Below are 12,240 nucleotides of genomic sequence, written 5' to 3' on the forward strand. Positions count from 1 at the left end.
GGCCGTTATGGGCCTCGAAGTCAGTGGCGTTTCGATTGACGTGCGCTCGTTGCTTCAACGATTGACATCAACCACAACCCTGCCACGCAGCTTTCCGGCGAGTAGTTCTGGCGCGGCAGCGATCGCTTCGCTCAGCGCGATTTCGTGGCTGATCAAGTCCAGCAACGAGAAGTCCAGATCCTTGGCCAAACGCCCCCAGGCCTCCAGCCGGCGGGCCTTGGGTTGGGTCACACTGTTGATGCCCGCCAGAGTTACACCGCGCAAAATGAACGGCGCCACCGACGCAGGGAAATCCATGCCCTGCGCCAGACCGCACGCGGCAACGGTGCCCTCGGCGCGGGTGCTGGCGCAGGCGTTGGCCAAGGTGTGGCTGCCGACTGAGTCGATGACGCCTGCCCAACGTTCCTTGGCCAACGGTTTACCGGGCTCGGACAAGGTCGCGCGGTCGATGATTTCGCTGGCACCCAACTGCTTCAGGTATTCGTGCTCGGCCACCCGGCCAGTCGACGCCACCACTCGATAGCCAAGCTTGCTGAGCAGCGCGATGGCAAAACTGCCGACGCCGCCATTGGCGCCGGTCACCAGTATTTCCCCTTGCTGCGGCGTCACGCCGTTACGCTCCAACGCCAGGATGCACAGCATTGCCGTGTAACCGGCGGTACCGACGGCCATGGCTTGGGCTGCGGTAAAAGCCTTGGGCAAAGGGATCAGCCAGTCGCCATTGAGTCGCGCTTTCTGCGCCAGACCGCCCCAATGGTTTTCGCCAACGCCCCACCCATTGAGCACCACCTGATCGCCCACTTTATAGTCAGGGTGCGCGCTGGTTTCCACCGTCCCGGCCAGATCGATGCCTGGCACCATCGGAAACTTGCGCACCACCGGGCTGCTGCCGGTGATGGCCAAGCCGTCCTTGAAGTTCAGGGTGCTGTAGGCAACCCGCACCGTCACGTCACCTTCAGGCAACTGATCGTCGTTGAGTGGCTGCACGTTGGCGCGGTAACCGCTGTCGTCTTTGTTGATCACAATGGCGTTGAACATGATGGTCTCCAGTGACAGGTTTCAGAGTCTCGTGCCTTGAAATACCACATCGCAACACATTGCCACACTCGACTTTCCGCCAAACCGTGAATCGGCCGGGTATTTCCATCGCGGGCGACTATGCTTTTTCGACGGCCGTGCTTTCGCGGTTATTTGTTCAGAAATCGGCCTGTCGATGGAGCTGACGATGTCTTACCCGCGTGCATTTTTGCTGTTGTTGATGCTGTCCCTGATGACCGTCGGAAATGCCTGGGCGGCGACTCCGGCGAAGGCAGTCGATGCCGCGCCAAGCGAGCCGACGTGGCCTCAGGTGATCACCAGCGGCAAAGCCAAATTGACGGTGTACCAACCGCAACTCGACAGTTGGGACGGCTATACCCTCAATGCTCGCGCGGCCGTCGAAGCGACCGACGCCGATGGCAAAGCGACCTACGGGATTGTGCAATTCAGTGCGCACACGCTGGTCGACAAAGCCACACGCTGGGTCGCCCTCGACCAATACAAAATCATCAAGGCTGACTTCCCGGCAGATGCCAGTCAGTCCGCAACCTGGCTGGCGGCACTGCAGAAAGACGCCGAAAGCCGCAAGAAAACCATTTCTCTGGATCAACTCGAGGCGGCGGTTAGCGTACTCTCGGCGGAGCAAAAGGCCGAAAGCGCGCCACTGGAAAACACACCGCCAACCATCATCAGCTCGGATGTTCCGGCGCTGCTGGTGTATATCGATGGCGATGCGGCTTACCGCCCCGTCGAAGGCACGGAGTTGCAACGAGTCATAAACACACGCCCGTTGCTGCTCAAGGACGGGCAAGGCAAGCATTACCTGCACGTCTTCGATGGCTGGATGAGCGCCGACCAGGTGAACGGTGACTACACCCGTGTGGCGGCTCCGCCAGCCGATCTGGCGAAAGCCAAACAGGCCGCGATCAAGAGTCGCCAGGTGGATCTGCTGACCGGTCAGAGCGACCCGAAAGACAAAATTCCCAGCCTGGCCAAGCCACCACAGCCGAAGATATTCGTGGCCACGACACCCACGGAATTGCTCGTCACCGACGGCGCGCCGCAATGGCTGCCCATTCAGGGCACAAGCCTGTTGTATGTGAGCAACACCACCGGACATATCTTCAAGGAAATCGGTGACCAGAACAGTTACGTGCTGATTTCCGGACGCTGGTTTCGCGCCAGCGACATGAACGGGCCGTGGACCTTCACCCCGGCAAACAAGCTGCCGGCCGACTTTGCCAACATCCCCGACGACAGCCCGAAAGAAAACGTCAAAGCTTCTGTCGCTGGCACACCGCAGGCCAAAGAAGCCGCCATCGCCGCGACGATTCCACAGACCTCGGCGATCAAGAAAAGCGCAGTGAAAATGACGGCACCGCAGTTCGACGGCGAACCGCAACTCAACGCCATCAACAGCACGCCACTGCAATACGTGGTCAACAGCGCCACACCAATCATTCGTGTCGACAGCAACAGTTGGTGGGCGGTGGAAAACGGCATCTGGTTCACGTCCACCACGGTCAACGGCCCATGGGCCGTGGCCAGCTCGGTGCCCGCGGTGATCTACTCGATCCCGCCAAGCTCACCGATGCATTACCTGACCTATGTGAAAGTCTACGAGTCCAGCGGTGACACGGTTGTCGTTGGCTATACGCCGGGATACCAAGGCTCGAACCTTGACCCTGCTACCGGCGTGGTGGTGTATGGCACCGGTTATCCGTACACACCGTGGGTGGGCAGCGTCTGGTACGGGCCGCCAGTGACTTATGGTTTCGGCGTCGCAATTCGCTATACACCGTGGACCGGTTGGACCTTCGGTTTCGGCTTCGGCTGGAGCTGGGGCGGCAGCACGGTTGCCATGGGCTGGGGCTGGGGCGCGTATCCGTGGTGGGGCAATTACGGCTGGGGGTATGCGTGGGGCCCTCACCTGTATCCGGCGCCGCTAGCCTGGGGCGGCGCAGCTTATGGCTATCACGGCGGTGCCGTCGCCTGGGGCCCCGGCGGCTGGGCGGGCACTACCGGCAACATCTACCACCAATGGGGAGATCGGGCCACGGTCAGCCGATACGGTGCGGGCTACAACGCCTGGACCGGCAATCGCTGGGCCGGTCAGGTCGGCTCTTCCTATAACTCACGCACTGGGGTGGCGGCCGCCGGTCAACGAGGCGCCGTGCATAACGTCTATACCGGCAATTATGCCGCCGGGCACAGCGGTGAAATCGGAGGGCCGAATGGCGGCGCGATCGCCGGAGGTCGGGTAACCGCCGGCAACGTGCGCAACGGCAGCCAGGTCACGGCCAATCGCGGCGCCGTCTACAACCCCAACACGGGCAACACCACGCAGTTTGGCGGCATCCATGGGCGCAATGGCGGCGCTGCTCATTATGGCGACAACGTGTACGCCGGCCATGACGGCAACGTCTATAAAAAGACCGACAACGGCTGGCAATCGATGGTCGGTGGCGGCGCGACGCGAACGGCGCCGATTAACAACAATGCGCAGTTGCAAAACCTCAACCGCGATTCCGCCGCGCGCAATTTCGGTAATCAGCGCACCAACAATTTTCACAGCTCCTCGCAATTCATGAACCACTCGTTTGGCGGTGGCGGAGGTGGTGGCTTCCATCGGCGCTGAAAAACTGCACAAGATGTTCTGAATTTCAGACTGGCTCTGGATCCGGTTTAACTGTTAAAAACCGGATCAGCCTTACCTGCCCGTTTCGTCGTTCGGAGAACCGTTTTCATGAGCCAATGGCCAGACACCCGCATTCTCGACCTGCTTGGCATCGAGCTGCCAATCATCCAGGGCCCAATGGCCGGTGCCACGAACTCGTCGATGGTGATTGCGGTGTGCAATGCCGGCGGCCTGGGGTCGATGCCGGCGGCGATGCTCAGCGTCGAGCAATTGCGCGAAGAGCTGAGGACGATTCGTCAGCACACCAACAAGCCGTTCAATGTGAATTTCTTCTGCCATAAACCGCCCGCCGCCGATGAGCAACGCGCCCTAGACTGGAAGAACTTGCTGGAGCCGTATTACCGCGAACTGGGTGCCGACTTCGATGCACCGACACCGGTCTCCAATCGCGCGCCATTTGATGCAGCGGCGTGCGAGGTGGTGGAAGCGTTTCGGCCCGAGGTGGTGAGCTTCCATTTTGGCTTGCCGGAAAAAGCCCTGCTTGATCGGGTCAAGGCAACCGGGGCAAAAATCCTCTCTTCTGCCACTACGGTCGATGAGGCCGTGTGGCTGGAGCAAAACGGCTGCGATGCGATCATTGCCATGGGCTATGAAGCGGGTGGCCATCGCGGGATGTTTCTCAGTGATGATCTGAGCACCCAGGTCGGCACGTTCGCGTTGGTACCACAAGTGGTCGATGCCGTAGACATTCCAGTGATCGCGGCTGGGGCGATTGGCGATGCTCGCGGGGTCGCGGCGGCATTCATGTTGGGGGCGTCGGCGGTTCAAGTCGGCACCGCGTATCTGTTCACGCCAGAAGCAAAGGTCAGCGCCTCGCACCACAATGCGCTGCGCACGGCAAAGGAAAGTGAGACAGCTATCACCAATATTTTTACCGGGAGACCGGCGCGGGGCATTCTCAATCGAGTCATGCGCGAACTCGGGCCGATGTCAGCGCAAGCGCCGGCATTTCCACTGGCCGGCGGTGCCTTGATGCCGTTGCGAACGAAAGATGACGCGCAATTCGCCAACCTTTGGGCCGGTCAGGCACTCACGTTGGGCAAGGAAGTCAGCAGCGCCGAATTGACCCGGATATTGGCAGAAGGCGCTTTGGAAAAACTCGCTCGCCGATAACGTGAACCCAGCGAACCAATGGTTGCGCTACGCCAGTTTCAACCAGCACTTCCCGTTTAACGGCATTTCGCTATATATTTCGCTATATAGCGAAATCACCCCTCGCATCGGCGCAGTCCACCACCACCAACAATAACTGCACCCTGCACTGCCAACAACGGAGCTGTTACATGACCATTCGTGCCTCACGTTTTGCCCCCACCTGCCTGGCTTCTTTGCTCGCCGTCTTCGCCGTTGGCGCTGTTCAGGCCGATGAGGTGCAGGTGGCTGTTGCCGCTAACTTCACCGCTCCAATCCAGGCTATCGCCGCCGATTTCGAAAAGGACACCGGGCACAAACTGGTCGCCGCCTATGGCGCCACCGGCCAGTTCTACACCCAGATCAAGAATGGCGCGCCATTCGAAGTGTTCCTCTCGGCCGACGACACCACACCAGAAAAACTCGAAAAAGAAGGCGATACCGTCAAAGGCTCGCGCTTCACTTACGCCATCGGCACCCTGGCGCTCTGGTCGGCCAAAGAAGGTTATGTCGACGCAAAAGGCGAAGTGTTGAAGAAAAACGAGTACCAGCACCTGTCCATCGCTAACCCGAAAGCTGCGCCGTACGGTCTGGCTGCCACGCAAGTGCTGGAAAAACTCAAACTGACCGAAGCGACCAAAGCCAAGATCGTTGAAGGCCAGAACATCACCCAAGCGTATCAGTTCGTCTCCACCGGCAACGCCGAGTTGGGCTTCGTCGCCCTGTCGCAGATCTACAAGGACGGCAAAGTCAGCAGCGGTTCGGCGTGGATCGTCCCGGCCAACATGCACGACCCGATCAAACAGGACGCTGTGATTCTGAACAAAGGCAAGGACAACGCCGCAGCCAAGGCGCTGGTTGAATACCTCAAAGGCCCGAAAGCCGCTGCGGTGATCAAGTCCTACGGTTACCAGCTCTAAAATGTCGCTGACGAGTGCCGATTTCGCGGCGATCTGGCTGACCCTGAAACTGGCGTCCCTGACCACCGCGATCCTGCTGGTGATCGGCACTCCGATTGCCCTGTGGTTGTCGCGCAGCCGTTCATGGCTGCGCGGTCCCATCGGGGCAATCGTCGCCCTACCCCTTGTATTGCCGCCCACCGTTATCGGTTTCTATCTGCTGTTGATGATGGGCCCGCACGGCTTCCTCGGCCAGTTCACCCAATGGCTGGGCTTGGGCACCCTGACTTTCAGCTTCACCGGACTGGTGATTGGCTCGGTGATCTATTCCATGCCGTTCGTGGTGCAACCGTTGCAAAACGCGTTCTCGGCGATCGGCACTCGCCCACTGGAAGTGGCCGCGACTTTGCGCGCCAATCCGTGGGACACGTTTTTCAGCGTGATTCTGCCTCTGGCACGCCCTGGCTTTGTGACTGCGGCGATCCTCGGCTTCGCCCATACGGTCGGCGAATTCGGCGTGGTGCTGATGATCGGCGGCAACATTCCCGACAAGACTCGCGTGGTCTCGGTGCAAATCTACGACCACGTCGAAGCCATGGAATACGCGCAGGCCCATTGGCTGGCCGGCGCGATGCTGGTGTTTTCGTTCCTGGTGTTGCTGGCGCTGTACTCCAGCCGCAAGACTCGCGCTGGCTGGAGCTGATCGATGATTGATGCACGCCTGAAACTCGCTTACTCCGGCTTTGACCTGGACGTTGACCTGCATCTGCCCGGTCGCGGTGTTTCTGCACTGTTCGGTCACTCCGGCTCCGGCAAAACCACGTGCCTGCGCTGCATCGCCGGGCTTGAACGTGCCGAGCAGGGGTTCGTTCAGATCAACGACGAAGTCTGGCAGGACAGCGAAAAAGGAATCTTCGTCCCGCCGCACAAACGTGCACTCGGTTATGTGTTTCAGGAAGCCAGCCTGTTCCCGCACTTGTCAGTACTGGCCAATCTGCAATTCGGCCTCAAACGCATCGCCAGATCGCAGCGTCGAGTGGACATGGCTCAAGCCACCGAACTGCTCGGCATTGGCCATTTGCTGGAAAGACATCCGCAACATCTGTCCGGTGGCGAGCGTCAGCGCGTCGGCATCGCCCGCGCCCTGTTGACCAGCCCGAAACTGCTGCTGATGGATGAACCGCTGGCCGCCCTCGACAGTCAGCGCAAAAGCGAAATCCTGCCGTACCTGCAACGCCTGCATGACGAACTGGATATCCCGGTGCTTTACGTTAGCCATGCGCAAGATGAAGTCGCCCGACTGGCCGATCATCTGGTGCTGCTCAGCGACGGCAAAGCCCTGGCCAGTGGTCCAATCGCTGAAACCCTTGCGCGTCTTGACCTGCCGTTAGCGATGGGCGACGACGCAGGCGTGATCATCGAAGGTCAGGTCAGCGCTTACGATGCCGACTATCAACTGCTTAGCCTGCAACTGCCGGCGACCGAGATGAACATCCGTGTGACGCATGCGCCGATGGCTGTTGGCCAAGCCCTGCGTTGCAAGGTGCAGGCACGCGACATCAGCCTGAGCCTGCACAACAGCGAGTTCAGCAGCATCCTCAATCGCCTGCCGGTCACCGTCGTCAGCGAGCACGCGGCGGACAACGCCGCCCATGTGCTGATCCGCCTCGACGCTGGTGGCACGCCGCTGCTGGCACGGATTACGCGTTTCTCCCGAGATCAACTCGGCGTACATCCCGGCCAAAAACTCTGGGCGCAGATCAAAGCGGTGGCGGTACTCGCGTAAATCCTTCGGCACGACGGCAACGGTGCGCGGTCAATCGTTTACAGACCGCCGCGCTACCCAAGGAAGCCGCCATGCCAGACACCGCGCTGACCGACGCCCTGCCATCCGACCTGCACTATGTCGATGACACCCAACCCGGTATTACCCGCAAGAAACTGCGTGGCAAATTCAGCTATTTCGATCCGTCAGGTCAGCGGATTACCGACCCGGACGAGATCAAACGCATCAACGCCCTCGCCGTGCCACCGGCCTACATCGACGTATGGATTTGCGCCGACCCGCGCGGCCATCTGCAAGCCACCGGTATCGATGCCCGTGGCCGCAAGCAATATCGCTATCACCCGCGCTGGCGCGAAGTGCGCGACGCCGACAAGTATTCGCGCTTGCGCGAGTTCGGTCTGGCCTTACCGAAGTTGCGCAAACAGCTCGAAACCTTGCTGGCCGCGCCGGGGTTCAGTCGCGACAAAGTCATGGCCACGGTGATCACGCTACTCGACGCCACGCTGATCCGCGTCGGCAATTCGCAATACGCACGGGATAATCGCTCCTACGGTCTGACCACCCTGCGCAGCCGCCATGTTGAGGTTAACGGCAGCGCAATTCTCTTCCAGTTTCGCGGCAAAAGCGGCATCGAGCACCAGATCACCGTCAAGGATCGACGCTTGGCGCGCATCATCAAGCGCTGCCTGGAAATTCCCGGTCAGAACCTTTTTCAGTATCTGGATGAGCACGGCGAACGCCACACCGTCAGTTCGTCCGATGTGAATGCGTATCTGCAAACCCTGACCGGCGCTGACTTCACGGCCAAGGACTACCGCACCTGGGCCGGTAGCGCTCTGGCGCTGGCGGTTTTGCGCGAACTGACCCACGAGAGCGAGACCGAAGCCAAGCGCCATGTGGTGGAAATGGTCAAAGGGGTTGCCAAGCAGTTGGGCAACACGCCGGCCGTATGTCGCAAGTGCTATATCCACCCGGCCGTGGTGGAAAAATTCATGCTCGGCGCCCTCGCAGAATTGCCGCGACCACGCGTGCGTAAAGGGCTGCGTCCCGAAGAAGTAGCCTTGGCGATGTTCCTCGAGCGCATGAGTGAGGTGACAGACGTGCCTTGATCCCTGCGGCAACGTCCTCTAGGCTAGCCACCTTTCCCTCCCTCCGGATGACCGCAGAAGTGAACAACCCAGCCTTCTAAAAATGCCCTCGCGACACGCCGCTCTTGGCGTTTTGTCAGTTTTTACGACATTTTTTGGAGGTGCCGATGACTCACGTCTCGCGTACGCCCGCTCTCGTCTCTCTGAATCAAACGAGTTTTCAGTTCGCTAATGGCGAGACGATTTTCGATGCCCTGAATCTCACATACGATCATCAATCGACCGCTATCGTCGGCCGCAATGGTGTTGGCAAAAGTGTCCTTGCACGCCTGATCGCCGGGCAATTGCAACCCACCGCCGGCACTGTCATCCACTACGCAACCGCGCATTACGTTGCGCAATCATTTGTCGCAACTCCTGGGCAAACCGTTGACGAGGCAACCGGCACTGCGTCGACCCTAGCGGCATTGGAGCGGTTGAATCTGGGCAGCGCCTCCGTAGACGATTTCGACCTGATCGGCGAGCGCTGGGATCTACCGGAACGCCTGCGCCAGAGCCTCGATGAGGCTGGCCTGGAACACATCACTGCAGCAGATCTGACAGAGAACCTCAGTGGCGGTCAGCAAGCCCGAATCGCCCTGATCGGCGCGCTGTTGAGCAACGCGCAATTGTTGGTGCTGGATGAACCGACCAACCATCTCGACAAGGCAGGTCGCGCATGGCTGATGAACAGACTTGAACAATGGCGCGGCGGCTTGATCGTCGTCAGCCATGACCGCCAACTACTGGAACAGATGCAGCGCATCGTTGAACTCACGCCGTCGGGTACGAACGTTTTCAGTGGCCGCTATTCACAATTTGTTGAGCAGCGCCAAACCCAGCGCGACGCTGCCCAGGCGCAGCTCGATCAGGCGCGAAGCGAACGCCAACGTGAACGATCACGGCTGCAGCGTGAGCACGACACGATCCAGCGACACGCGGCGGGCAGTCGACGCAACGCGCAAACCGCCAACGTTTCCGGCTTTGAACGCGCGGCCCTGAAGGCTGCAGCGAGAGACATCATGGGGCAGGTCAAAACCGGCCATCAAACGCGCAAATCTGATCTGGATGCACGCGTCCGTGAGGCTTACGCCAAGGTCTTGCCCGACGATGGCGTGCTGATTAACCTGCCGGGTAGCGTTGTGCCAAGTACCCGTCAGGTCTGCACGTTGAAGGACGACAGTTGCCATGGTTGGCCGCCGATGCGCTGGCATCCCGCCTGAGTCTGGCTGTCTATGGACCGATGCGCATCGCCGTCAGTGGCCCCAACGGTTGCGGCAAATCGACTTTACTGAAAATGCTCGCGACAGAACTGCATCCGGTGAGTGGTGAATGTGTAACTCGCGTGCCGTATGCCTTTCTCGATCAGCAGTTGCGACTGCTCATGAGCGAACTTCAATCGTCGAGCAGTTGCAGGCGCAGCAAACACCGTTGAACGAAGGCACTTTGCGCAGCTATCTCGCCCAGTTGCAACTGGATGCGCGGCGTGCGACTCAACCCTGTGCCTTGCTCAGTGGCGGTGAGCGATTGAAGGCGGCCCTCGCCCTCGCGTTGTGGCGCAAGACCCCAGCGCAGCTATTGCTGCTCGATGAGCCGACCAATTATTTGGATCTGCCATCGGCGGCGGCTTTCGAACAGGCCTTGCAGACTTTTCCTGGTGCCATTGTCGCGGTTTCCCATGATCAGGCGTTTCTGCAGGCGTTGAATCCAAGCCACCACTTGCACTGGCAGCCCGATGGCTGGCACCTGCAACCGACGAGCTGAGCTGTCTATTTTTTGCACGATTGCTGAGGGCTTCTATAGTTGATCTGACACGAATCAGCTGCGGTGACGCCATGGAAGACATTTTCGTCGTGAAGCGTTGCAACAAGATCATCATTCACGGTCGACGCGCCGGAGAAGCCCAGCATGAACCTGCCGAAGCGATTGGCTGGTTTCGCATCTGCGACACCCGCACGGGCGGTTTCATCGGCGATGGCTACGACCTGGAGCTGGACGCACACGTCGAATGTCAGCGCCTCAACGCAGCCAGTTCCCCATCACCGGCCCGCCTGTTTTCCGGCTGATGCCGCTCTAAACCGGGTCTATACTGAAACCAGCTGATGGAGCAGCGCCCCACGGCAGAATGCTCGCGACTCGCGGGCTTTTTGCTGCAGCTCAGGTTTCATAGAACGGAGGTGTTCCATGTCCGAAAAAGAGTCCATCACCACCCTCCTCACCTTGCTCGACGCCCGACAAGCGCGCCTCGCAGCCGCCTGTAAAGAGATCGCCGACTGGGTCGACCATCAAGGCGGGCATCCGACGGCGCTGCGCATCCGAGATCGTCTGAACGACATCGAAAAAGACGCGCCGCTGATCCGCAATACGCTGTCGTCACTCAAGCCTGTCGATCGGCCACTGCCACGATTCAGATAAGTACTTGCAGCGACACCTCGGTATACGAGCGTTTGATTTTCAGGAACGCCTGCTTTCGCACGTGGTCAAAAAATGTACACGTCACGAAGGAGGCGACTGATGGTTATTCATTTCAGTATCGACGGACATCTGGCCTGTGGACACAAAGGCCAACATCTCACGGCAAGTCGCGAACTCAATCGCGTCAAATGCCGCAGCTGTCGCAACACAGATGCGTATAAACAAGCCCGCAAAGATCAACGAAACGCGGCACGCCGCGAGTCCCGCCAAGGCAAAACTGCGCACAGCGCGGTGAGCTGGCGCAACGAGTGGCAGCAACGCCTGACGGCGATGTCTGGCCGCCAACGCTTACCGCGGGGGTTCGCTCGCCAGGCTTACGTTTAAGCGTTCAAAAATAGAAAAAGGGTCGAATAATTCGACCCTTTTTTAATGTCTGCAACTTATTTTACTCAAGGCAAAAAATAAGGGCTTGCATGAAGACATTCATGCAAGCCCTTGATATTCATAGTGCCCGAAGCCGGAATCGAACCGGCACGCCCTTACGAGCGGGGGATTTTAAGTCCCGAGTGAAAATCAATCAGGCCGCACCTTGTGATAGGTTTTCTGGTCCGCAATCAACCTTGAAAGGCTGCCATGCAGCCCAATGTTTCCGCATCTCTTGAAATGATTGCGGCCCGAAAAAAAGGCTCTGAAATCCACGTAAAGTTTCTTGTCTTATCGGCTATTGCAGACTCGCGGTATACCGATTCTGCATGATTCAGCGGTTTACCCTCCTCCGGCGTTCTGCCGACAATGAATCCCCCTGCTACTCTGGTTTCGTCCACGGAGGAAACCAATATGCCGAATTCAGATCTGCTCCCTTCCCTGCTATTCAAGATCAACGAAAATCAGCTCGCCCTCGAAGCCGCCATCATGGAGCTATCGAATTGGGTCGAGCAGCGTGGATCGGCCGACGTCGCCGAGAACGTCCGCGGCGCCCTATGGGCGATCGACAAAAATGAAGAGTTCATCAAGATGACTTTGGCTGTATTGATGACCCCTGACTGACACTTCGTCGCCTCCCCCTCGCCCGGCTGCCTCGCCTCGATTACTGTATATCCAAACAGTAATCAGCAAGGCACCTCCGTGGACCCCCTCTATATAGAA

11 protein-coding genes, 1 tRNA gene and 1 pseudogene are annotated in these 12,240 nt (G+C 59.2%); 11 read left to right on the top strand and 2 right to left on the bottom strand.

The genetic code is table 11. The annotated features are described in order from the left end of the window. Positions 1 to 54: 54 nt before the first annotated feature. On the bottom strand, positions 55 to 1,038 hold the full coding sequence (locus EJA71_RS17240) for an MDR family oxidoreductase (protein ID WP_158958712.1): 984 nt from the start codon (positions 1,036 to 1,038) through the stop codon (positions 55 to 57). Positions 1,039 to 1,225: 187 nt separating this feature from the next. Between EJA71_RS17240 and EJA71_RS17245 the strand changes: the two genes are divergently transcribed. The 10 genes and pseudogenes from EJA71_RS17245 to EJA71_RS27585 all read left to right on the top strand — a co-directional run bounded on the left by EJA71_RS17245 (position 1,226) and on the right by EJA71_RS27585 (position 11,478). Further along, a complete protein-coding gene (locus tag EJA71_RS17245) occupies positions 1,226 to 3,676 on the top strand; it encodes an autotransporter (RefSeq protein ID WP_158958714.1) in 2,451 nt (816 codons plus the stop codon). Between the two features lie 108 nt (positions 3,677 to 3,784). Next, positions 3,785 to 4,849, top strand: coding sequence for a nitronate monooxygenase family protein (locus EJA71_RS17250; RefSeq protein WP_158958715.1), 1,065 nt, complete (start codon positions 3,785 to 3,787; stop codon positions 4,847 to 4,849). Between the two features lie 170 nt (positions 4,850 to 5,019). Next, positions 5,020 to 5,787 (top strand): molybdate ABC transporter substrate-binding protein, encoded by a 768-nt coding sequence (gene modA / locus EJA71_RS17255; protein WP_158958717.1) that lies wholly within the window; start codon positions 5,020 to 5,022, stop codon positions 5,785 to 5,787. A 1-nt stretch (position 5,788) separates the two neighbouring features. Then, positions 5,789 to 6,469: a molybdate ABC transporter permease subunit gene (gene modB / locus EJA71_RS17260; protein ID WP_158958719.1), complete on the top strand. Its 681-nt coding sequence runs from the start codon at positions 5,789 to 5,791 to the stop codon at positions 6,467 to 6,469. 3 nt (positions 6,470 to 6,472) lie between these two features. Then, the gene (gene modC, locus EJA71_RS17265) at positions 6,473 to 7,552 is read left to right on the top strand and encodes a molybdenum ABC transporter ATP-binding protein (RefSeq protein WP_158958722.1); all 1,080 of its coding nucleotides are present in this window, start codon (positions 6,473 to 6,475) and stop codon (positions 7,550 to 7,552) included. A gap of 71 nt (positions 7,553 to 7,623) precedes the next feature. After that, entirely contained in the window at positions 7,624 to 8,661 is a 1,038-nt protein-coding gene (locus tag EJA71_RS17270; RefSeq protein WP_158958724.1) for a DNA topoisomerase IB, read from the top strand. 146 nt (positions 8,662 to 8,807) lie between these two features. Further along, a pseudogene (locus EJA71_RS17275) lies at positions 8,808 to 10,443 on the top strand (ATP-binding cassette domain-containing protein). A gap of 71 nt (positions 10,444 to 10,514) precedes the next feature. Continuing rightward, the gene (locus tag EJA71_RS17280) at positions 10,515 to 10,745 is read left to right on the top strand and encodes a hypothetical protein (protein WP_158958726.1); all 231 of its coding nucleotides are present in this window, start codon (positions 10,515 to 10,517) and stop codon (positions 10,743 to 10,745) included. Positions 10,746 to 10,863: 118 nt separating this feature from the next. After that, positions 10,864 to 11,094: a hypothetical protein gene (locus EJA71_RS17285; protein WP_158958729.1), complete on the top strand. Its 231-nt coding sequence runs from the start codon at positions 10,864 to 10,866 to the stop codon at positions 11,092 to 11,094. A gap of 99 nt (positions 11,095 to 11,193) precedes the next feature. Beyond that, on the top strand, positions 11,194 to 11,478 hold the full coding sequence (locus tag EJA71_RS27585) for a hypothetical protein (RefSeq protein ID WP_256671767.1): 285 nt from the start codon (positions 11,194 to 11,196) through the stop codon (positions 11,476 to 11,478). 124 nt (positions 11,479 to 11,602) lie between these two features. On the opposite strand, the gene EJA71_RS17290 is transcribed toward EJA71_RS27585, so the two are convergent. Beyond that, positions 11,603 to 11,677: transfer RNA gene (locus EJA71_RS17290), tRNA-OTHER, on the bottom strand. 254 nt (positions 11,678 to 11,931) lie between these two features. Here EJA71_RS17290 and EJA71_RS17295 point away from each other — a divergent pair. After that, positions 11,932 to 12,141: a hypothetical protein gene (locus EJA71_RS17295; protein ID WP_016774031.1), complete on the top strand. Its 210-nt coding sequence runs from the start codon at positions 11,932 to 11,934 to the stop codon at positions 12,139 to 12,141. Positions 12,142 to 12,240 lie beyond the last annotated feature (99 nt).

The sequence above is a fragment of the Pseudomonas sp. PB106 genome (assembly GCF_009764645.1).
Taxonomy (GTDB): domain Bacteria; phylum Pseudomonadota; class Gammaproteobacteria; order Pseudomonadales; family Pseudomonadaceae; genus Aquipseudomonas.